The organism is Streptomyces sp. NBRC 109706, from assembly GCF_000974485.1.
Taxonomy (GTDB): Bacteria; Actinomycetota; Actinomycetes; order Streptomycetales; family Streptomycetaceae; genus Streptomyces.
Genome location: NZ_BBOM01000004.1, coordinates 345,799 through 368,097 on the forward strand (window position 1 = coordinate 345,799; position 22,299 = coordinate 368,097).

A 22,299-nucleotide genomic window follows, 5' to 3' on the forward strand; every position below is an offset into this window, starting at 1 on the left:
CCCAGCCATGATCCGACCGTCAACTCGTATAACTCTTACAACTTTTGCAACTCTTGTGTGAGAAAGGCTGACCTGAATTGGACGCTTCCAAGCGAGGCCCGGCGGAGTCCCCGGCGGACACGGGCGAGAACGAGCAGGCCGGGAAGGACCTGGCCGCCGAGGCGGCCGCCGCCGGCTGCCCGGTGGACCACACGGCCCTGGCCACGGCCGGGTCGGCGAAGTCGGCCGAGGCCGAGGCCCCCGCCGCGGAACCCGCCAAGGCCAAGGCTGCCAAGGCCGCCAAGGCCGTGGCCGAGGAGCCGGCCCAGGCCGCGGCGCCCGCCCCGATACCGGCGGAGTCGCTGCCGGGGCCCAAGACGCCCGCCCTGATGCAGATCGTCAAGTACTGGAAGGACCCGGCGACCTTTGTCGAGCGTTGCCGGGAGGAGTACGGCAGTCGGTTCGCGCTCCGCATCCGGATCCCACCGAAGCCGCTGTATGTGCTGTCGGACCCGGACGAGATCAAGCAGATGTTCCTCGCCCCGGCCGATGTCCTGCACACCGGCACCGGCTCGTCGACGATCGAGAAGTTCACCGGCCAGAGCGGGCTCGCCTGGCTGGACGAGGACGATCACAAGAAGCGGCGCAAGCTGCTGATGCCGAGCTTCCACGGCAAGGCGCTCCAGCGGGTGGACACCGCCATCGACGAGATGGCCGTCGAGGATGTGGCGAAGTGGCCGCGCGGCGAGTCCATGGCGCTGCACCCGCATATTCACCGGTTCACGCTCCATGTGATCCGCGAGGTGATCTTCGGAAAGGTGTCGCCGAAGATCTGGGACGAGCTGCTTGAGGTCCTGATCGGGATGATGCGGTTCAACAACCGCATGGGCTCGGCGATGATGATCCACAAGATGCCCTCGGCGGCCGTGAAGCTGCTGACCGCGATCCGGCCGCTGGGGCTGCACCAGTTCCTGAAGCTGCGGGAACGGGCCGACGCGCTGATCGCCGAGGCCGTGGCGGAGCGCAGGGAGGTCGGCGACCTCGGCGACGACATGCTCTCCGTGCTGCTCGGCATCACCCATGAGGACGGCTCTCCGCTGACCATCAGGGAGATGCGCGACGAGATGATGACCATCTTCCTCGCCGGCACCGAGACCACGGCGGCGGCGATCGCCTGGGGCTTCGAGTACCTGAGCCGGGAACACGCCGCCAGGGAGCGCCTGGTCGAGGAGATCGACAAGGGCGAGGAGGACACCTTCCTGACGGCGACGGTCCACGAGGTGCTGCGGCTGCGTCCGTCCATCCCGCAGATCATCCCGCGCACGGTGATGAAGCCGATCGAGATCGGCGGGGTGCGCTACGAGCCGGGGATGCTGCTGTGGGCGAGCGCCTACCTGATGAACCGTCACCCGTCGCTGTACGACGAGCCCGACGCGTTCCGTCCGGAGCGGTTCCTCGGCACCAAGCCGGGCGTCTACACGTGGATTCCGTTCGGTGGCGGCCGGATTCGTTGCCTCGGCGACAAGATCGCGCTGCTGGAGATGAAGGCCATGTTCCGTGAGGTGCTGTCCACCTGCGAACTCCACCGGACGGACATGACGCCGGAAGCGACCCGCAGCCGCAGCGTCTCGACGCTGCCGGAGCACGGCACCCGGCTCGAACTCCGCGCCAGGGACCGTAAGGTGAGCCTCGCCGGGAGCTGAACCGACGGCCGGGAGCCGGGCACCGACACCGGATGCCCGGCTCCCGGGGCCGGCCGCCGCGCCAGCGCAGGGAGGGGGCCGTGGACACGGCGCGCCGTACCGGGGCTTCTTGCAAGTTCTGTCAGCGGTCGCGCGGGCGGCGTCCGCCGGGGCGCGGTTTCGCCCGTTCCGGCCCGCGTCACCGCCGGTGCCGGGGACCGGCCGGCCGTCGTACGGGTGGGGTGGCGGCCATCCGTGCGCGGGGTATTGACCGCGTTTCGGCGGCGCTCTACGTTGCGTGATGCAAATCCTTGCAGAAAGAGTCGCGTGAGGTTGGCTGTTCTTGCGACAGGGCGCGTTGTCTCCGGTCGGCCGCACCTCACTCCTCGCCAGGAGGCATCATGTCCGCACGCTCCCAGGGGCGTTCCCAGGAAAGATCCCGCCCTCGAAGACTCAGACGGTTCGGCAGCGCGCTCCTCGCCGGTCTGGTCGCCGCGACGGCGACCGTCGTCGCCCTCACCACGCCCGCCGCGCAGGCTGCGCCCGCCGGCGACCGGGATGTCACAGCGGTGCTGTTCAACTGGAACTTCGACTCCATCGCCCGCGAGTGCACCACCAGGCTCGGCCCCGCCGGCTACGGCCATGTGCAGGTCTCGCCGCCGCAGGAGCAGATCCAGGGCGGCCAGTGGTGGACCAACTACCAGCCCGTCAGCTACCGGATCGACAGCCGCCTCGGCAACCGCGCGCAGTTCCAGAACATGGTCGCCACCTGCCGCGACGCCGGCGTGGGCGTGATCGTCGACGCGGTGATCAACCATATGACGGCTGGCTCGGGCACCGGCACCGGCGGATCGTCGTACAGCAAGTACGACTACCCCGACGCCCCCTACAGCGACTGGGACTTCAACGACTGCCGTCGGGACATCGGCGACAACTACGGCGACCGCTACAACGTCCAGAACTGCGAACTGGTCGGCCTGGCCGATCTCAACACCGGCAAGGACTACGTCCGGCAGCGCATCGCCGACTACCTCAACGACCTGCTCTCCCTGGGCGTTGCCGGCTTCCGGATCGACGCCGTCAAGCACATCCCCGCCGGCGACCTCGCCGCCATCCGCTCCCGCCTGACCGACCCGAACGTCTACTGGAAGCAGGAGGCGATCTACGGCGCCGGCGAGGCGATCCACCCCGACGAGTACCTGGGGACCGGCGACGTCCAGGAGTTCCGCTACGCGACGGACCTCAAGCGGATCTTCGAGAACGAGAACCTCGCCTATCTGGAGAACTTCGGCGAGAGCTGGGGCTTCATGCCCAGCGGCAGCTCGGCGGTCTTCGTGGACAACCACGACACCGAACGCAACGGTTCCACCCTCAACCACCGGAGCGGCGCCAACTACACCCTGGCCAACGTCTTCATGCTGGCCTGGCCCTATGGCACCCCCGACGTCCACTCCGGCTACGAGTTCACCGACCATGACGCGGGACCGCCCAACAACGGCCAGATGAACGCCTGTTGGCAGGACGGCTGGACCTGCCAGCACGCCTGGCCCGAGATCGAGAGCATGGTCGAGTTCCGCAATGTCAGCCGCGGCCAGCCCGTCACCGACTGGTGGGACAACGGCAACGACGCCATCGCCTTCGGGCGCGGCGACCGGGCGTATGTCGTCATCAACCACGAATCCGGTTCGCTGAGCGGGACGTTCCAGACCTCGCTGGCCGCCGGCACCTACTGCGATGTGCAGAGCGGCGGTTCGGTCACGGTCGACGGCGCGGGCCGGTTCACCGCCACCCTCGGCGGCAACACCGCGTTGGCCCTGCACACCGGGGCCCGCGGCTGTGGAGGCGGCGGCAACCCGGGCAACCCCGACCCGGTCGCGGGCGCCTCGTTCCAGGTCGACGCGCGGACCGTGCCGGGCGAGAACATCCATGTCGTCGGCAACCTCCCGCAGCTCGGCGGCTGGAACCCGGAACAGGCGGTCCGGCTCAGTGCCGACGGCTACCCGGTCTGGCGCGCCACGCTCGCCCTGCCGACCGGGAGCACCTTCGAGTACAAGTACATCCGCCGCGTGGACGGACAGTCCGGCGTCGTATGGGAGAGCGGCGACAACCGCAGGGGCACCGTCCCCGAGAACGGATCGCTCACCCTGAACGACACCTGGCGTTCCTGACCCCCGGCCGGTGCCCCCTCGTTCCGTGGGGGCACCGGCCGGACCTCGGGTGTCCGGGCGGGTCTGCTAGAAAGTCGGAATGTCGTCCCAGCGAACCCTGCTTCCCCGTTCGGCGCCCGCCGCCTCCGGGATATCGTCCCGTTCGATCGCCGCGACGCTCGACCGGCTCGAAGCGCGATCCGGCGAGACCCATTCGCTGATGGTCGTGCACCGGGGTCAGGTCGTGGCCGAAGGCTGGTGGGCGCCGTACTCGGCCGACCGCCCGCACCTTCTCTACTCGCTCACCAAGTCGTTCACCTCGACCGCCGTGGGGCTCGCGATCGGCGACGGGCTGCTCGCGCCGGACTCCCGCGTGGTGGACGTGCTACCCGACCACGTACCGGCCGACGTGTCGGCGCAGGGGCGCCGCATCACCGTTCACCACCTGCTGACCATGACGGCCGGGCACCCCACCGACAGCCTCGCCGAGGCATGGCAGCGGGAGCCGGACGATCTGGTGAAGGGCTTTCTCAGCCTGCCGTTCGCCACACCCGAGGGCACCCGGCACGTCTACGACAACTCGACGACCTTCCTGCTGGCCCGGATGGTCGAACGGGTCACCGGCCAGGGCCTGCCGGAGTTCCTTGACGCGCGCCTGTTCACGCCCATGGGCATCGACCACGCCGAATGGGACCGGGTGGCCAGCGGCGCCGCCTTCGGCTTCCACGGACTGCACCTGACGACCGAGGCCGTCGCCGCCTACGGCGAACTGCTCCGCAACGGCGGCCGATGGGGCGACCGCCAGCTTGTCCCCCGCGACTGGGTCGAGTTGGCGACCGGTCGACACATCGACAGCGAGTGGATCCTCGACGGAACCCCCCTGGCGGACTTCTCCCACGGCTATGGCTACCAGTTCTGGATGGCGCGGCACGGCTACCACGGCCAGGGCTCCTACGCCCAGCAGTGCCTGGTGATCCCCTCCCACGACCTGGTCGTCGCCGTGACCGCCCAGGGGAACGCCCAGGACGTGTTCGACGCGGTGTGGGAGTGCCTGCTCCCCGGCGTCGGCGCCCCGGCGACCGCCCGGGACGACGCGGCCCTCGCCGATCGGCTGGCCCGACTGTCGCTGCCGTTGGTGCCGGGCTCGGCCGACCCGGGGCGCACGGTGACCGCGCGCCTCGACGCCTCACCCGAGGGATCGGCCCTGCCGGACGGAACGACGGTCACCGTCGAACCCACCGACGGCGGCTGGCTCGTACGGTTCGAGCCGATCCTCGAAATCGCGGTGGGCCACGACGACTGGCGGGAGAGCGCCCCGCTCGGCCGCCCCATCGTCGCGACCGGCGCCTGGCAGGGCGGCACCTATGTCGCCGACCTCTATGTCATCACCACCCCGCACCGCGTCCGACTGACCGTCGACACCACCACCCGAACCGCGACGGCAACCTGGTCCACCCCACCCCTGACCGGCCCCGACCTCGCCCTGCACGCCCGATCCCCCCTGATGACCCGCCCCGACGTCGCCTGACGAGCCGGCCGGGGGGCGGCGGTGCGACTCACCCGTCGGCGGACGAAGCGCAGCCGTTGACGGGTGGGGCTGACCGTCATCAGGTAGTCGTCGAGGGTGTACCCGTACTCGTGGGCGATGGCGACCACCCGGGCGGGCGTGCGGTCGACGGTCAGCGACACGCGTTCCCGGCCGGCGAACGACCGGATGATCTCCTGGTCCCGCATGTGTCTCGACTACACCTCCGGGCTCGCCGCCGTCGGCGGTACCTCGACGACAAAGAACACAAAGCACGTCTTGGTCATGAGGTCATGGAAGTCGTCCGGGAACAACTCCCGCGCGGCCGGGTCCGGTTGGGGCTCGCTGATGGCGGAGATCCGGAAACCGGCGGCGGTGAACGCGTCGGTCATCGCGTGCAGCGGCTTACGCCAGAACCTCATCGGTACGGACCGCCCGCCCAGCTCCCAGTCCTGGGTGTAGCTGGTGGTTGCGAAGTAGTCGGGCCGGGGATCCCGGTACACGTAGGCCCCGAAGGGGTGGTCCAGCGAGGCGATCAGCCGCCCGCCGGGCCTGAGCACCCGGCGCAACTCGGCCAGCGTCGGACCCCAGTCCTGGAGATAGTGCAGCACGAGCGACGCGACCGCATCGTCGAACGTGCCGTCGTCGAACGGCAGCCGGTCGCGCAGGTCGACCAGGTGCAGCGCCGCTTCGTCACCGAGTCGCCGTCTGGCCAGCTCCAACATCCCGGCGCTGCCGTCGATGCCGGTGACCTCCGCCCCGCGATCGCGCAGGGCGGCGGACAGCGGGCCGGAGCCGCAACCGGCGTCCAGGATCCGTCGCCCGGCCACGTCCCCGGCGAGCGCCAGCATCGCGGGCCGCTCGTAGTACGCGTTCAGGAGGTTGTTCTCGTTCTCGGCCGAGTACGCCTCGGCGAAGCTGTCGTAGTCGTTCGCCCGCGCCGGCCGCCCGGCGCTTTCTGGCACATCGGAAATCCGTTCCATCACCGCAGACTAGGCCACGACCATCCTCGGCGCCCCGCTCAAGTCCCCCGCCGCGCCAGGGAGTTCCGAACCGCGCGCCGCCCCCGTCGCCGCGACCCCGCCCCGGACCCGGCCTTCGACAGCGGCTTCCGCGCCGGCCTCGGTGGAACGGTGAGGAGGACCCCACGGCGCTCGGTTCTCCCCCGCGAAACCGCCACCGAGGAGGGCCACCCCATCTCCGAATGGACCACCACCATGACGGCCCTGCGTGAGTTCTTCCACGACTTCTGTAGCTGAACGAACAACACGGGTCGCAACCCCACGTCCCACAGGGGGAATTGACGCGCGGGCCGAACTGATACTACCGTGGTTGCGGTTGGGTTGGTGGGGTGGCGGCCACGAAGGGGGCATGGTGAGTATCAGCAGCAGGACCGCGGTCGCGATTCACGCGTTGACCATGTTGGGGCGCTGGGATCGCTCGTTGACCTCCGTGGAGATCGCGGAGAGCCTGGCCAGCAATCCGGTTCTGGTGCGGCGGATCCTCGGTCAACTGCGGGACGCGGGCCTGGTCTGGTCCGCCGAGGGGCGCGCCGGCGGCTGGTCGCTTGCCCGGCCCGCCCGTGAGATCACGCTCTTCGACGTGTACGCCGCCGTCGAGGCGGGGCCGATCCTCTCGCGGTACCCGCATCCGCCCAGCGCCGAATGCGAGGTGGGGCGGAACATGCAGAAGCTGCTTGAGGTGGAGTTCCAGGACGCGGAGCGGGCCATGAAGGAACGGCTCGGGCGGACGACGATCGCGCATCTCGTCCGGCAGGTGCTGGCCAGTGAGCGTGAGGTCGCGCGACGCGTCACCAACTGACCGACGGCGGAGGCTATGTCCTCCGCCTCCCTTTTACCCAAACTGTAACTACTGCGGTGGCGGTAAGCCGCCCGAAGGGCCTCGTATGTCTTCCACCTCGACAACGACCGAGCGGACCGGTTCAGGACTGGGCTTACTGGCCGTTCTGATGCCGGCGATCCTCGTCACGGTCGCGGCCAGCGACATGGTCAATCTGATGCTCCCGACGATCGGATCCGAGTTCGGTGCGTCCGAGGCCGAACTCGCCTGGGTCGTCACCGGCTTCCTGTTGATGTTCTCGGTCGGGATCCCCCTGTACGGCCGCGTCTCGGACCGCGTGAGCCTGCGCCGTCTCTTCGCCTTCGCACTCCTCACCTACGCCCTCGGCAACCTGATCTGCGCGATCTCCTCAAGTCTCGTCGTGCTCGTCGCCGGGCGGATCGTGACCGGCATCGGCGCGGCCGCGATTCCCGTGCTCTCGATCATCGCCGTCACGACACTGCTGCCGCCGGAGCGGCGCGGCGTCGGGATCGGCGTCGTCTCCGCCGGCGCGGGCGTCGGCACCGCCGTGGGCCCGGCGTTGGGCGGCGGCATCGGGGACGCGCTCAGCTGGCAGGCGCTGTTCTGGATCATGCTGGTGGTCTCGCTGCTGCTGCTTGTCCCGGCCCTGCGCGTGCTCCCGGACGAGACCCCGCGGGGCTCGGGCCGGCTCGACCTGCCCGGCGGCCTGCTCCTCGGCCTCGGGGCCGGTCTCGTCCTGTTCGGCATGACCCGGGCGCAGGTCTCCGGCTTCGCCGAGCCTCTGTCCTGGGGCAGCCTCGTGGTCGCCATCGCGGCGCTCTCGCTCTTCGGGCTGCGCACCGTCCGCGTCGACCAGCCGTTCGTTCCGCCGGCGCTGTTCACCAACCGCGTCTACCGGACGGGCATCGTCGTCGCGTTCCTGGCCATGGTCGTCAACCTCGGCGGTCTGGTGTTCGTCCCGCTGATGCTGGTGGAGGTCAACGAACTCAGCCCGAGCCGGGGCGCGTTGGTCATGATCCCGGCCGGGGTGGTGACCGCGCTTGTCGCGCCCTGGATCGGGCGCCTCGCCGGCCGCGCCGACGCGCGGCTCCTGGTGCTCCTCGGGCTCGGCCTCATCGGGCTGTTCTCGCTGTTTCTCTCGTCCTTCACCGGCGACTCCTCGGTGGCCTTCGCCGGCGTCGGGATCCTCGGGCTGAGCATCGGCTTCATGTTCGTGATGACCACCATCATCAGCGCCGCGGCAAGGGAGTTGCCCCCCGAGAAGACCGGTGTCGGCCTCGGGATCCTCCAGGGCGCCCAGTTCCTCGGGGCCGGCACCGGCCCCGCCGTGTTCGGCGTGCTGCTCTCCGCACGGCAGGAGGGCGGCGACGGCGCCGTCAACCCCCTCTTCGACGGTGCTGACGGCTTCGCCTACTCCGACGTCTTCCTGGCCATGGCCGCGGTCGTCGTCCTCGCCCTCGTCGTCGCGTCCCGGATGCGTCCCGGGGCCAGGACCGGGGCCGACGTCGCCCCCGTGGAACCTCCGAATGCCTCATCGCGTTCCTGAAGCGGGCATGACCGCCTGCCAAAGCACCCGCTCTCCACGGAACACACCGTCACCGCCCATGTGTTCACCGCCGAGGACGGGAGGCCGTGTGGGGCGGGCCGCCGTTCCTCGCCCGCTCAGATCTGGTTCGCGCCCCCGTCGACATAGAGGTTCGCGCCGACGACATAGCTGCTCTGGTCCGAGGCGAGGAAGGCCACGGCTGCGGCGGCCTCCTCGGGTTGGCCCATGCGTCCCCTGGCCACCGTCGCGGCGACATTCTCCTTGACCGCCCGAGCGGTCTCCTCGTCGCCGAAGGCGGCGGTGCCCCCGGGGGTCTCGATCCAGGCCGGCGAGACCACGTTGACCCGGATGCCACGGCCCTTGAGCTCGGCGGACCAGGTCCGCGCGAAGGACCGGACGGCCGCCTTCGACGCCGCGTACGCGCCGAACGCCTCCACACCACGATCGCCTGCGGTCGAACCGACCAGGACGACCGAGGCCCCGTCGTTGAGCAGCGGCAACGCCTTCTGCACGGTGAACAGCGTGCCCCGGACGTTGACCGCGAAGGTCTGGTCGAAGTGCTCCTCGGTGGTCTGCTCCAGCGTCACGAACGTGCCGATCGCCGCGTTCGCCACGAGCACGTCCAGCCCCTTGCCTCGGACTCGGACCGCGTCGTAGAGCCGGTCCAGGTCGGCCATCGTGGAGATGTCGCCGGCCACCGCCGTGGCCCGGTCCGGTCCGATGGTCCTGACGGCGGCCTCCAACTCGGCCTCGCGTCGCCCGGTGACAAACACATGCGCGCCCTCGTCCGCCAGGCGTACGGCGGTCGCCAGGCCGATTCCGGTACTGCCCCCGGTGACCACCGACGTCTTGCCCTCCAGCTGTCCCATGCGGGTGCCTCCATCGCTTTCTCGATCCGTTTGCTATCGAGACTGCGGGAGCAGCGGAGTATGATCCATGATGCAGAGTCCGGAATTCTTTACGTATCGTCCATGAGGTGCCCTCGATGCTCGGCTTTCGGGATCCGGTGGCGGACGCGATCGGCCTGCTCAGGCCCCGCACGGTGATCGGGCCCAGCATCCGCGCCGTGGGCGAGTGGGCGTTGCGCTTCGACCCGTTCCCGCATGTGCGGATCGGCGGCCTGGTGCGCGGCAGGTGCTGGTTGATCGTCGAGGGCCACGAGCCGGTGCTCCTGCGGGAAGGGGACACCTTCATGCTGGGCAACCCGCCGCCCTATGTGCTCGCCAGCACCCCCGACGCGCCCCCGCGCCCGGCGGCGGAGGTGTGGGCGGGGGCCGAGGACGGATTTGTGCGGATCGGCCCGGAGTCCGAGGACGACCTCTACCTCTGCGTCGGGCATATCGCGTTCGACGACAGGAACGCGGCCCTCCTGACCGATCTGCTGCCGCCGCTCGTGGTCGTCCGTGTGGCCGATCCTCACGGCATGCGGCTCGCGCAGCTGATCGATCTCCTGGCCACCGAGGTCGGGGTCGACGCCGCTGGCGGCCCGCTGGTGCAGAACCACCTCGCACAGATCCTGCTCGTCCACATGCTGCGTGCGCACGCGGCCCAGACCGACCGACCCACCGGCTGGCTGGGGGCCCTGAACGATGACGGTATCGGCGCCGCGCTGCGCGCCGTGCACGCGGACGTGGCCCACTCCTGGAGCCTCAGGGAACTCGCCGAGATCGGTCACATGTCGCGTTCCGCGTTCGCCCAGGCTTTCAAGAGCCACGTCGGGGTCCCACCGTTGGAGTACCTGATCCAGTGGCGCATGAGCCTCGCGCGCGACGCCCTCACCCGCGACACCCTGTCGATCTCCGAACTCGCCCGCGCCACGGGCTACTTGTCCGAGAGCGCGTTCAGCACCGCGTTCCGCCGCGTGGTCGGCTCATCACCCGCACAGTTCCGCAACCAAGCACGCCAACCAGCCGACGCCCGCCCCACCAACGCCTCCGCGCCGTCTGCGGCGCCTGAGGTCAGCGGGGGCGCCACGCGCTGAGGAGTTCGTTCGGACCGAAGACCGCCTGAAGGCCGGAGCAGGTGGTGCCGCTTCGGGAGACCGCGACGAGGGGGATCGGTTCGTCGGTGAGCGCGGCCCTGTGCTTGTGCAGGGTGGCCAGGTCATGGGCGTCGAACGGGGCCGTCTCAAGCCACTTGATCGACCCCAGGAACAGCAACTGCTTCGCCACGGGCTGCCGATCCGCGCCCACGAGGTCGATCTCGATGTCGTTGCCGCGCGTCCAGTAGCCGCCGACAGCGGGGGCGGCGGGCAGTTCGCCGTCCGGCAGGATCCGGGCTAGGGACTCCCGGATCAGCGGCTCGACCGCGCGTCCCCGCCAACTGGTCCACTGCTCGCGGATTCGGGCCAGGGTGAGGTCGCCTCGCATCCGCTCGATCTCCGCCATATGGGGGTCGAGGAACGCCAGCCAGAAGCGGAGATAGGGGTCCGCCACCCGGTAGCGGCGCTCTTTCGAGGGACGCGGGGAGATCGGAAGTTCGGCCGCCACCACCCGCTTGTCGATCAGCAGGTCGGCTGCCCTGCTGAGCGTGCTGTGGGCGATGCCGCCGGCGGCCCGCGCGATGTTGGTGAAGGTCCGCTCGCCCGATCCGATGGCCCGCAGTACGTCCCTGCCCAACGCCTGCGGCGGGAACTCGGCGGCGAGCGAGCGCTCGGCCGAGACCAGGAGGGCGGAGATCGGGTTCTCCAGCGACGCGTCCAGGAAGTCCCACATCGAGGCTCCGGCCCGCCATTCCCGGCAGATCAGCGGCAGCCCGCCGGTGATGAGCGCGGCGTCGAAGGCGGCGGCCGGTTCCAGGTCCAGCATCTCGCCGATGTCCGCCGGCGTCAGCGGCCCCACGACCATCTCCCGACCCCGCTGGTGGAACGGCCGGTCGTAGCTGTTGAGCGCTTCCATCATCGAGAGATCCGAACCGACCAGCAGCAGCAGGACCGGCTTGCGGCTGAGCAACCGGTCCCAGGCGCGCTGGAGCATGCCCTCGAAGGCGTCGACGCGCCTCATGAGGTAGGGCACCTCGTCGATGACGACCACGCTCGGGGCGTCATCGGGCAGTGTCTCCGCCAGGAGCCGGAAGGCCGCGTTCCACTGGCTCGGCGTCTCCTCCGCGAAGAGCGAGCGATCCGGCAGGGAGGAGTCGGCCACGGCATCGACCAGCTCCGCCAGCTCGTCCTCCGCGGAGCCGCCGGCGGCGGTGAAGAACAGATGGGGGACCCCTGCCCGGGCAAGGAACTCCTCGACCAGAGTGGACTTACCCACGCGCCGCCTGCCCCGCATGAGCAGGCACCGGCCCGGCTGCGCCGCGCCCGCCCCGGCGCGGACCTCGTCGAGCGTCCGTCGCAACGTGCGGAGCTCGTGGTCCCTACCGATAAAGCGGTGCATGAGAGGCGATCCCGTCGTAGCAGCGTCAATCCTCGACACGATGGATAGTATCGGTAGCGATACTATCTGCTCCGCAACTCTTCTGCGCTTGCTCCGCGGGGCGCGGTCTCGGTCAGATCGTGGTCGGCATGGCCCAGGGCCTCGTCGACGAGGCGGGCGATATGGCTGTTGCGCAGGGTGTAGACGACGCGGCGTCCCTCCTTGCGCGTGGTGACCAGTCCGCCGAGGCGGAGTTTGGCCAGATGTTGGCTGACGGCGGGGCGGGCCGCGCCGCAGGCGGTGGTCAGCGCGGTGACGTCGGCCTCGCCGGCGCTGAGGGTGTGGAGCAGGACGAGTCTGGTGCGGTCGGCGAGCAGGGTGAGCACGTCGGCGGCCCGCGCGTACTGTTCGGGGCTCGGTTCCCCGTGGTGTGAGGCGACCGGCGGCCGCGGGTGCGCAGGTGCGTTCATGCGCACATGGTGCGGGGGTGGGTGGGGCTTGTCCAGTGACGCCTCCCCGGTGGCCGACTCGGCGGTCACCCGGGAGGCGCGACCGTTCGCCGTCAAGCGTGCGAGTGGGCTTCCAGGTAGCGGCGTCGTGCCTCGGGGCTCGCATGGTGGTCGGTGAGGTGATGCGCATCGTCCGGGGTGGCACCGTCGCGCGATGGATGGACATGGACGCCCACGCTCTCCAGGTGGGGGATCGCGTGCAGGAGTCGGTGGTGGGTCAGCTGGGCGAGATCGTGCCCTTCGGCGATGGTGAGATCCGCGTCGACTCCGATGGTGAGATGTGCTTCCAGGCGGTGGCCGCTCCAGCGGGCCCTGACGTTCGAGACGTACTCGACGCCGGGGACGGTGGCCGCCGTCCGGTGGATCGCGTCGACCAAGCCGGGCTCGACTCCGTCCATGAGGCGGCGAATGACGGTGCGCGCGGAGGAGACGAGGATCGCCAGGACGGCCACGGCGATCAACAGGCCGATGATCGCGTCGGCCTGGCGGAAACCGAGCCAGACTCCGACGACGCCGAGGATGACGCCGAGGGAGGTGAGGCCGTCGACGCGGGCGTGATGTCCCTCCGCGACCAACGCGGCGGAGCCGATGCGGCGCCCGACCCGGTTGCGGTAGACGGCGACCACCTCGTTGCCGAGTGCCCCGACGACTCCGGCGGCGAGAACCCAGCCGAGATGGGTCGGCGGGCGTGGGTTGACGACGGCGTCGATCGACTCCCGGACGATCAGCACGGCTGAGAGCGCGATGACGGCCGCGATCAGCAGGCCCGCGAGGTCTTCCGCGCGGCGATAGCCGAACGTGTGGGTCCTGCTGGGCGCGCTCCTCTCCGCCCGCAACCGCCACGACCACCGAGCGCCCAGCCCAGAACCCAACTAAACAAAAACCGGCCCCCCCGCCCGACAAACCCGCAGTTCAACAAGAGTCGCCCCCGCACCCGCGGGGATCGTCCGAGAACCCGCTGCCCAAGGGGCGGGGCACCAGCCCCAAGGCCGCCACCGCAGTGGACAAGCGGTGCCTGCTCAACCCCGAGCAGACCGCCGGCCTCCTGGCCTGGGTGCGGCAACGGCCCCGGGGCGGTGAACGACTCCACGCCTACTTCGCCACCCTCTACTACGCCGGCCTCCGACCCGAAGAGGCTGTCGCGCTGAACGTCATGGATCTCCGGCTGCCCGACGAGGACGACACCACCCAATGGGGTGAAATCGTCGTCCACACCGCCACGCCGGAAGTGGGGAAGCACTGGACCAACTCCGGCAAGGTCCACGACGAACGGCATCTGAAGGGGCGCGCAGCGGGGGAGGTCCGGGTGGTTCCTGCCCACCCGGCGCTGGTGAAGATCCTGCGCGAGCACATCACTCGCGAAGCACTCCGGGATGCGGCCCTGCTGTTCCAAGGAGAGCGGGGCGACCGACTGGCCGGCTCGGTGATCCGCCGCGCCTGGGGACGGGCGCGGGAAGAGGTCCTCACCCCTGCCGAGTACGGCTCGCCGCTCGGGCGCAGGGTCTATGACCTGCGACACACATGCCTGACAACCTGGCTGAACAACGGCATCCCACCCGCCGACGTGGCCGAGTGGGCCGGCAACAGTGTCCCCGTCCTCCTCAGCACCTACGCGCGTTGCCTTGATGGGCAGAAGAAGGACCTTCAGCGACGGATCGAAGCCGCCCAGGACCTCACCGGACGGGCTGTCGCCCCGGCCACGCCGACGGAAAACTTGGACACGTATTTGACACGGACACCGGTAGAAGGCCGATCAGAGCCGGCCCAAACCGGACATCGAGCCCTCCCGCCGTCGCCCCCCGCAGCACCGCCGAGCAGTCGACGACACGCCCGATGACCTGCCAAAACATCGGTGAGAAATGGTGCGCCCCCGGCAGGACTCGAACCTGCGGCCAAGTGCTTAGAAGGCACCTGGAGTCAGGAGGCGAACGTCGCGCTGATCTGCGCTTTGGTAGTTGACCGCCTTGTCGTCCGCAGGGCTTCAACACCCATTCGGCAGGGGCGTTCCCGGCGTGTAGCTGAACCACCTGCCCCCTGGTGCATTTTGACGGTCCCTTCGGGGAGCACTGATTGCCGCTCTCCGCTTCAGCCTCGGACTCGGGCATGACGGCGCTCGACCACACCGAAGCAGAGGGGGCGAAGCCTCCACATCCGACACGCTACTTGGTGGCAACTGCCGCCACGTTGTGCGATGCCCCAGTTCCCAGGCCGTCGCACCACCGCCCCCTGTGGGCCCCATTGTTACCGCGCTGGGGTCGACCGGATTGTTCCTTGATAAGGGGAGGACTCGCTTCGGATGCGTGGCTGTCGGGCGTGGCCCGCTGTACAGAGTTGCACAGTGGCTGAAAGTTACGGACTTTGACGCTCCGTACCTATGTTATCTAGGGTGTTCTGAGGTCTCGTCCTGGGGGTGGGTCATGGCGCGTGCGTCCGACTGGGGTCCGGTGGACATGGATCGGGACCCGACGCCCGGCGATCCGGATGCGGTTCGGGAACTGGCCGATGATCTCCAGGAGTTCGCCGACGATGTCGGGGAGGCGCTGGGGAAGATCCGTGGCTTGGCCTCGGAGCGTGCGGTGTTGGACTGGGCGGGGCTGTCGGCAGACGCCTTTCGCGCCGAGTTCGATGGTGTGCCGGGCAACCTGACCAAGTTGGAGGGGAGTTATTCCCTCTGCGCACGAGCGCTCCAAACCTATTGGCCGAAGCTCCAGACCGCGCAGGCCATGGCGGACCGGGCGTTGGACCGGGCGATTTCCGCGCAGGCCGATCTCGCAACCGCGCAGTCGGTGTTGGGCGACGCCGAGGACTGGGTCGGCCGTGCCGGAGACGAGGCCGAACGGCTGCAACGTGAGGGCGAACGGGAGAACGTCGAGCCGCCGAGCGAGGACGCTGTCCGCGCTGCGGCCCGTGACCGCCAGGCCGCCGAGGCGGCGGCCGGCGCCGCCCAGAGCCGGGTGAACGACGCCGACGAGCGCCTTTCGGCCGCCCGTCAACTCGCGCGGGACGCACAAGAGATGCGCGAGGAAGCGGCACGCGAGTGCGCCCGCGACGTTGATGAAGCCTCCGACGCCGGCATCCAGAACCGGCGCTGGTGGGAGAAGGCCATCAAGTGGGTGACCGACAACTGGGACACGTTGGTCGAGATTTGCAAGGTCATCGTCGCCGTTCTCGGCGTCGTCGTCATGATCATTGGTGGCCCGCTGGCCTGGGTGGTCCTGGCCGCCGCTCTCGTCGTCCTCGCGGACACCCTCATTAAATTCGCGCGCGGAGAAGCCGGACTTCTCGATGTCGCGTTCGCCGCACTCGACTGCATTCCCGGCATGAAGGGGCTGACGACTCTCGGCGGGCTTGCGCGGGGCCTTCGCGGAGTCGCGTCAGCGGGGCGCACCGGCCTGCGTGGGCTCGCACAGGGGGCGCGCGGTCTCGGCCGGAACGAGCGGTGGACTGGGGACGTCGTAACTTCTCCCCCGACCCGGTGGACTTCGCCACCGGCGAGGTGGGGTGGCCGTCGACCGACCTCGAACTGCCCGGCGTCCTTCCATTGGTTCTGCGTCGGCATCACCTCTCGTCCTATCGGAACGGTCGACTCTTCGGGCGCACCTGGGCCTCCACACTCGACCAGCGACTCATTCTGGAGGAACATGGCGTCCGGTTCCTCGCCGAGGACGGGAAGGAACTGCACTACCCCGTTCCGCTCACCGACGTAGATGACCCGGTGCTGCCTGTTGAAGGTTCTCGATGGCCGCTGAGTTGGGATGGACAGCCGGGATCTGAGTTCCGGGTCCATCGGCAGGACAGTGGTCTGACGTTCCGGTTCGCGCCGATTACCGGGCACACCCCCTCCGAGTGCCTTCTGCTGGCGATCGAGGATCGCAACGGCAATGTCATCGCGCTGAGTTACGACGAACATGGTGTGCCCACGGAGGTGCGGCATTCCGGCGGTTACCGTGTCGGTGTCGCGGTCCTGGAAGGCCGTGTTACCTCGTTGCGACTCCTGAGCCACCCCGACCAGCCTCTGTTGCGGGCGTACGAGTACGACGAGTCGGGAAACCTCGCGAAGGTCTACAACCCGTCAGGTCTTGCCCTTGAGTACTCCTATGACGAGGCCCAGCGGCTCACACGGTGGGAGGACCGAAATGGCATGTGGTACCGCTACGAGTACGACGAGTCCGGGCGATGCGTCTTCGGTACGGGCACCGATGGCGTACTCGAATACCGGTACCGCTATGAACCCGAAGAGCACCGCACCACGGCGATCAACTCTCTGGGCAACGCCACGGTCTACCAGTTCAACGACTGCTTTCAACTTGTAGCCGAAACGGACGCCTTGGGCTACAAGACGCTGCGCACCTGGGATCGCTATGACCGCACCATGACGGTCACCGACCCCCTGGGACACATGACCCGCTGCGAGTACGACGGAAGCGGACACCTCGCGGCCTTGACGCGTCCCAATGGTGGGACTGTGCGGGTTGAGTACAACGAACTTGGCCTGGTCACCAGTCTCACTGAGGCAGATGGCTCGCTCTGGCGGCAGTCCTTCGACGCACGGGGTAACCGGACCGCGGTCCTCGATCCGGCCGGCCATCGCACCCGCTATACCCACGACGAGCATGGCGGCCTGTCCTCGTTCACCGAGGCCACGGGAGAGATTACGCGCTTCGAGTGTGACGCCGCAGGGTTGCCACTCTCCGCCACGGACCCGATGGGTGAGACGACCCGCTACCGCCGGGATCCCTTCGGCCGGGTCATCGAACAGGCCAGCCCACTGGGCGCCGGCCAGCGTGCGGAGTACACCCCCGATGGCAGACCACTGCGGAAAGTTGACCCCTTGGGGGGCGTGCAGACCTGGGAGTGGGATGCCGAGGGCAACCTTCTCCGTCACGTCGATGAGCATGGTGGTATCACCCGCTTCGAGTACGGTCCATTCGACCTGCTGACTGCCCGGAGCGAACCGGACGGCGCCCGCTACGAGTTCCTGCGCGACTCGGAGACCCGCGTCACTCGGGTGATCGCGCCTCTGGGTCAGACCTGGGAGTACGTCTACGACGCGGCGGGGCACCTGGTCGAGGAAACGGACTACGACGGGCGCACCAGCACCTACATGGTCGACCCCCTGGGCCGTGTCCTCTCCCGCACCAATGCCACCGCCCAAACCGTCACCTACCGCCGTGACTCGCTGGGCAACATCATCGAGAAGCATGCCGGCGACCAGGTCACCACCTACGGTTACGATCTTCTGGGGCGTCTGGCGACCGCCGAGGGGCCTTCGTGTCATCTCGGGATCGAGCGCGATCAGTTGGGGAGAATTCTGTCCGAGACCGTCGACGGCCATACCCTCATCCACACCTATGACGCGACGGGGCGCCCACTTTCCCGGACCACTCCCGGCGGAGTCGTCAGCACCTGGGCCTACGACGAGGCGGGACGCGCCGCGACCCTCACCACCGCCGGTCGCACGCTCAGCCTTCGGCGGGATGCCGAGGGGCGTCTGACCGAGCGAAGCTTGGGCAGCGACATTGTTCTCGGGCAGGGGTGGGACGGCATAGGACGGCTGACCAACCAGACGCTCACCCTTGCCGGCCAGCAGGTTCGAGACCGCAGGTACGTCTATCGATCCGACCACCACCTCACGCGCATCACCGACAACACGGTGGGGACCGTGGAGGAACTGACGCTGGACCGGGCCGGCCGCGTCACCACCGTCGCCCGGCCCTGGGGCGCTGAGTCGTATGCCTATGACCTTGCCGGGAACCAGCTTGCCGCCCATCTCACGGGTAGCGGGGGCAGCGTCCCGGGCACCGCGGAGCACGACGGCGAGCGCACCTTTATCGGCAGTCGGGTCACGCGAGCCGGCCGCTTCCGGTACATCTACGACCAGGCCGGGCGCACAGTAACGCGTCAGAAGACGATGTTGTCCAGGAAGCCCGAGACCTGGCGATACGAATGGGATGCCGAGGACCGTCTGGTGCTCGCCATCACTCCCGACGGCGTGGGCTGGCACTACCGTTACGACCCCCTGGGGCGCCGAGTGGCCAAGGAGCGGCTGGCCGAGGACGGGCGGGTTGTCGCACGGACCCGGTTCACCTGGGACGACTTCACACTCGTCGAGGAGACCAGCACCGGCCGGCCTGGCGGCGAGTCGGTCGCACGCACCTGGGAGTACGAGGGGCCGCACCCCGTGGTCCAGGTGGACAGCGCCGGGGGACCGCGATCGGACGACATCGACCGCCGTTTTTTCGCGATCATCACCGACCTGGTCGGAACGCCCACTGAACTGGTCGATGAGGCCGGGGCGATCGCCTGGCGATCGCACACCACGCTGTGGGGCCTTGTCACCCATGAGTTGCCCGGTGGCACTGAGGCGCCACTGCGCTTCCCAGGGCAGTACCACGATAGGGAGACGGGTTGGCATCACAACGTCTTCCGGCACTACGACCCGGCTACCGCGCGGTTCACCAGCCCTGACCCGTTGGGGCTCGCGGCGGCGCCGAATCACTATGGTTACGTCCACAACCCGTGCACGCTGGCCGACCCACTGGGCCTGACCGGGGAGGAGATCCTTCCGCCCGGCTACGCTCCCTCCCCCGCGCTGGAAGGCGACCCCTACCATCCCGACATGGTCGCGGAACGCAGCCAGCAGAACCGGGATGTGTACGGGCCGTCCGTGACCGAGCGCGCACGGGAATTGGGCTACGACCGGCGCATCCCACCCAACCGGGCACCGTTCAACTCACATGGTCAGCCGGTCTTCTCGAATGGTAGAAACTACATCACCCCTGATGTGGACGGTCACAACGTCGGTGATGGCTGGAAGATGTTTGACAGGCGCGGCAGGCGCACCGGTACCTACGATTCGGCGCTGAACTATGTCAAGAAGTGACGTATTCGCTATCACCCTCGACCCGGGACAGCTGTCTCCGGACGCGATAGGGCAGGTCGAGGCGCTGGGCGTCATCCGCATCGGAGCCTTTCAGGAAGAATTCCACGCGAGTCTCAGCTTCTGGAGCGCTGATGACTACCGCCGCAGTTGGCGAGCCGGGTTTGCCGTTCTTGCCGATGATCCGGCCGCGACATCGTGTCTGGTGACATCCATCAGCGACCCGGCAACCAGCAACTTCGTCTTCTGCTGGCCGCTATACCGCTCGGGCGAGACCGTGTACGTTCAGAATTCCCTCATCTTTCTGGAAGAACTCACCTCCCCTTTCGACCCGGCGGCACCGTGGCACTCGGTCCTGCCACGAGAGACGGTCGGTGAGGAGGATCAGCCGATCTCCGAATGGACGACCAACATGACGGCGCTGAGCGAGTTCTTCTCCGGCTGAACGAGAATATGCCGATCTGGCTCGTCTACGAGACCCACGCCACCGCCAGTGACAACGAGGTTGGGATCGTCACCGGTTGGCTACCGGGCGTCCTCTCACTGGCCGGCCGCCGACCGGCACGGGGAACGCTGTCGCAACGACGGCATCACAGCGGTGTTCACCTCCGACGGGCGCCGCGCGGATCGCCTTCGAGGGCACCACAGTGGCGATCCGTCAGGATCGCCGTCTGCTTGAGTGCGACTACGGGCGCCTCAACGGTTGCCCGCAGACAGCCCGTGCCGCACCGCGGAGCCGACACATCGACGAGCCGTTTTCCGGCGGACAGAGCTACCGCGAGGTTCTGGCCGCCACCGAAGCACTCCTCGGCGACCAGGCCACCTACTGGGACGGGAGCCGCGTTCTGTCGATGGGCCCTTGACTGCTTGCTCACCGGTGCCGACCTCGAAGAGCTCGTCAAGGCCCCGGACCGCTGGCGCCAGCGGATACCCCGGTGCCCTCACTGAAATCACCCGCCGCAGCACCGGCCTCTACGCCCAGCCCGCCACCCACTGGATCTCCTACAGCGCGGGATCCCTGTGCACGCCGAGGCTCGGCCGCAGCCCGGTTGGAGGTGTCCGCCTCTGTCGGCGTGTAGGTCCTTCGCTATCGCGCCCACTCCTGGAGCCGGCTTCCTCTGCGCGTCTGGAGCCGCTGGAATCTCGTGCCCCTTTCGGCGGATCAAGGCCAACCAGCCGCGCGCACGGGTGATGACCGGAACGGCTTCTGTCATCCGGCCGGTCCCATGGGCGACCGTCCGATCAGCGGGGCCGCCATGCCCTGAGGAGTTCGTTCGGCCCGAAGACCGCCTGAAGGCCGGAGCAGGTGGCGCCGTTTCGGGAGGCCGCGACGAGGGGGATCGGTTCGTCGGTGAGCGCGGCCCTGTGCTTGTGCAGGGTGGCCAGGTCATGGGCGTCGAAGGGGGCCGTCTCAAGCCACTTGATCGACCCCAGGAACAGCAACTGCTTCGCCACGGGTTGCCGATCCGCGCCCACGAGGTCGATCTCGATGTCGTTGCCGCGCGTCCAGTACCCGCCGACAGCGGGGGCGGCGGGCAGTCCGCCGTCCGGCAGGATCCGGGCGAGGGACTCCCGGACCAGGGGTTCGACCGCGCGTCCCCGCCAACTGGTCCACTGCTCTCGGATCCGTGCCAGCGTGAGGTCGCCGCGCATCCGCTCGATCTCCGCCATATGGGGGTCGAGGAACGCCAGCCAGAAGCGGAGGTACGGGTCCGCCACCCGGTAGCGGCGTTCCTTCGAGGGACGCGGGGAGATCGGAAGCTCGGCCGCCACCACCCGCTTGTCGATCAGCAGGTCGGCCGCCCTGCTGAGCGTGCTGTGGGCGATGCCGCCGGCGGCCCGCGCGATGTTGGTGAAGGTCCGCTCGCCCGATCCGATGGCCCGCAGTACGTCCCTGCCCAACGCCTGCGGCGGGAACTCGGCGGCGAGCGAGCGCTCGGCCGAGACCAGGAGGGCGGAGATCGGGTTCTCCAGCGACGCGTCCAGGAAGTCCCACATCGAGGCTCCGGCCCGCCATTCCCGGCAGATCAGCGGCAGCCCGCCGGTGATGAGCGCGGCGTCGAAGGCGGCGGCCGGTTCCAGGTCCAGCATCTCGCCGATGTCCGCCGGCGTCAGCGGCCCCACGACCATCTCCCGACCCCGCTGGTGGAACGGCCGGTCGTAGCTGTTGAGCGCTTCCATCATCGAGAGATCCGAACCGACCAGCAGCAGCAGGACCGGCTTGCGGCTGAGCAACCGGTCCCAGGCGCGCTGGAGCATGCCCTCGAAGGCGTCGACGCGCCTCATGAGGTAGGGCACCTCGTCGATGACGACCACGCTCGGGGCGTCGTCGGGCAGTGTCTCCGCCAGGAGCCGGAAGGCCGCGTTCCACTGGCTCGGCGTCTCCTCCGCGAAGAGCGAGCGATCCGGCAGGGAGGAGTCGGCCACGGCATCGACCAGCTCCGCCAGCTCGTCCTCCGCGGAGCCGCCGGCGGCGGTGAAGAACAGATGGGGGACCCCTGCCCGGGCAAGGAACTCCTCGACCAGAGTGGACTTACCCACGCGCCGCCTACCCCGCATGAGCAGGCACCGGCCCGGCTGCGCCGCACCCGCCCCGGCGCGGACCTCGTCGAGCGTCCGTCGCAATGTGCGGAGCTCGTGGTCCCTACCGATAAAGCGGTGCATGAGAGAGATCCCGTCGTACCAACATCATCCGCGAAACGGAAGATAGTATCGACAGCGATACTATCTGCTCCGCAACTCTTCTCCAGGTTTGCGAGGCGTCGTGGCCTGTCGTACTACGTCACCCAGCCCGTGGAACGCCAGCGTGAGAGGGGGCGGCTGCGCGAGAGACCGGTCAGGCCATCCGACC

General features: G+C 68.9%; 15 protein-coding genes and 1 tRNA gene. 9 read left to right on the plus strand and 7 right to left on the minus strand.

The window, feature by feature from the left end; translation table 11 throughout:
* Window positions 1–77 precede the first annotated feature (77 nt).
* The 3 genes from AOM46_RS01305 to AOM46_RS01315 all read left to right on the plus strand — a co-directional run bounded on the left by AOM46_RS01305 (window position 78) and on the right by AOM46_RS01315 (window position 5,336).
* Entirely contained in the window at window positions 78–1,682 is a 1,605-nt protein-coding gene (locus AOM46_RS01305) for a cytochrome P450 (RefSeq protein ID WP_062204318.1), read from the plus strand.
* Window positions 1,683–2,062: 380 nt separating this feature from the next.
* Window positions 2,063–3,829: a carbohydrate-binding module family 20 domain-containing protein gene (locus AOM46_RS01310; protein ID WP_078856366.1), complete on the plus strand. Its 1,767-nt coding sequence runs from the start codon at window positions 2,063–2,065 to the stop codon at window positions 3,827–3,829.
* A 79-nt stretch (window positions 3,830–3,908) separates the two neighbouring features.
* A complete protein-coding gene (locus tag AOM46_RS01315) occupies window positions 3,909–5,336 on the plus strand; it encodes a serine hydrolase (RefSeq protein ID WP_199823902.1) in 1,428 nt (475 codons plus the stop codon).
* A 215-nt stretch (window positions 5,337–5,551) separates the two neighbouring features.
* Here AOM46_RS01315 and AOM46_RS01320 read toward each other — a convergent pair whose 3' ends face one another.
* Window positions 5,552–6,316 carry a class I SAM-dependent methyltransferase gene (locus AOM46_RS01320; RefSeq protein WP_062204321.1) on the minus strand — a complete coding sequence of 255 codons (765 nt, stop codon included), beginning with the start codon at window positions 6,314–6,316 and terminating at the stop codon, window positions 5,552–5,554.
* A gap of 388 nt (window positions 6,317–6,704) precedes the next feature.
* On the opposite strand from AOM46_RS01320, the gene AOM46_RS01325 reads away from it, so the two are divergent.
* Both AOM46_RS01325 and AOM46_RS01330 read left to right on the plus strand, forming a co-directional pair.
* Window positions 6,705–7,154 carry an Rrf2 family transcriptional regulator gene (locus AOM46_RS01325; protein ID WP_062204324.1) on the plus strand — a complete coding sequence of 150 codons (450 nt, stop codon included), beginning with the start codon at window positions 6,705–6,707 and terminating at the stop codon, window positions 7,152–7,154.
* Window positions 7,155–7,239: 85 nt separating this feature from the next.
* On the plus strand, window positions 7,240–8,700 hold the full coding sequence (locus tag AOM46_RS01330) for an MFS transporter (RefSeq protein WP_062204327.1): 1,461 nt from the start codon (window positions 7,240–7,242) through the stop codon (window positions 8,698–8,700).
* Between the two features lie 116 nt (window positions 8,701–8,816).
* Here AOM46_RS01330 and AOM46_RS01335 read toward each other — a convergent pair whose 3' ends face one another.
* Window positions 8,817–9,569 carry an SDR family NAD(P)-dependent oxidoreductase gene (locus AOM46_RS01335; RefSeq protein WP_062204330.1) on the minus strand — a complete coding sequence of 251 codons (753 nt, stop codon included), beginning with the start codon at window positions 9,567–9,569 and terminating at the stop codon, window positions 8,817–8,819.
* A gap of 116 nt (window positions 9,570–9,685) precedes the next feature.
* On the opposite strand from AOM46_RS01335, the gene AOM46_RS01340 reads away from it, so the two are divergent.
* Complete coding sequence (locus AOM46_RS01340; RefSeq protein ID WP_062204333.1) at window positions 9,686–10,681, plus strand: AraC family transcriptional regulator; 996 nt, start codon at window positions 9,686–9,688, stop codon at window positions 10,679–10,681.
* Here AOM46_RS01340 and AOM46_RS01345 read toward each other — a convergent pair.
* The 3 genes from AOM46_RS01345 to AOM46_RS01355 all read right to left on the minus strand — a co-directional run bounded on the left by AOM46_RS01345 (window position 10,659) and on the right by AOM46_RS01355 (window position 13,404).
* Window positions 10,659–12,080, minus strand: a complete 1,422-nt coding sequence (locus AOM46_RS01345) for a DUF234 domain-containing protein (RefSeq protein ID WP_062204336.1) — start codon at window positions 12,078–12,080, stop codon at window positions 10,659–10,661. The genes AOM46_RS01340 and AOM46_RS01345 overlap by 23 nt on opposite strands.
* Window positions 12,081–12,142: 62 nt before the next feature.
* A complete protein-coding gene (locus AOM46_RS01350; RefSeq protein WP_062206228.1) occupies window positions 12,143–12,529 on the minus strand; it encodes a helix-turn-helix transcriptional regulator in 387 nt (128 codons plus the stop codon).
* A gap of 92 nt (window positions 12,530–12,621) precedes the next feature.
* Entirely contained in the window at window positions 12,622–13,404 is a 783-nt protein-coding gene (locus AOM46_RS01355) for a cation diffusion facilitator family transporter (protein ID WP_062204340.1), read from the minus strand.
* A 164-nt stretch (window positions 13,405–13,568) separates the two neighbouring features.
* Between AOM46_RS01355 and AOM46_RS01360 the strand changes: the two genes are divergently transcribed.
* Window positions 13,569–14,405 carry a tyrosine-type recombinase/integrase gene (locus AOM46_RS01360; protein ID WP_062204343.1) on the plus strand — a complete coding sequence of 279 codons (837 nt, stop codon included), beginning with the start codon at window positions 13,569–13,571 and terminating at the stop codon, window positions 14,403–14,405.
* Window positions 14,406–14,433: 28 nt separating this feature from the next.
* Here the strand turns inward: AOM46_RS01360 and AOM46_RS33750 are convergent.
* Window positions 14,434–14,571 (minus strand) — tRNA-Arg (locus AOM46_RS33750).
* Window positions 14,572–16,043: 1,472 nt separating this feature from the next.
* Here AOM46_RS33750 and AOM46_RS01370 point away from each other — a divergent pair.
* Entirely contained in the window at window positions 16,044–19,451 is a 3,408-nt protein-coding gene (locus tag AOM46_RS01370) for an RHS repeat-associated core domain-containing protein (RefSeq protein WP_158920172.1), read from the plus strand.
* Window positions 19,438–19,893 carry a hypothetical protein gene (locus AOM46_RS01375; protein ID WP_158920174.1) on the plus strand — a complete coding sequence of 152 codons (456 nt, stop codon included), beginning with the start codon at window positions 19,438–19,440 and terminating at the stop codon, window positions 19,891–19,893. The genes AOM46_RS01370 and AOM46_RS01375 overlap by 14 nt, the downstream gene beginning before the upstream one ends.
* A gap of 797 nt (window positions 19,894–20,690) precedes the next feature.
* Here AOM46_RS01375 and AOM46_RS01380 read toward each other — a convergent pair.
* Window positions 20,691–22,112, minus strand: coding sequence for a DUF234 domain-containing protein (locus AOM46_RS01380; protein WP_062204350.1), 1,422 nt, complete (start codon window positions 22,110–22,112; stop codon window positions 20,691–20,693).
* Window positions 22,113–22,299 lie beyond the last annotated feature (187 nt).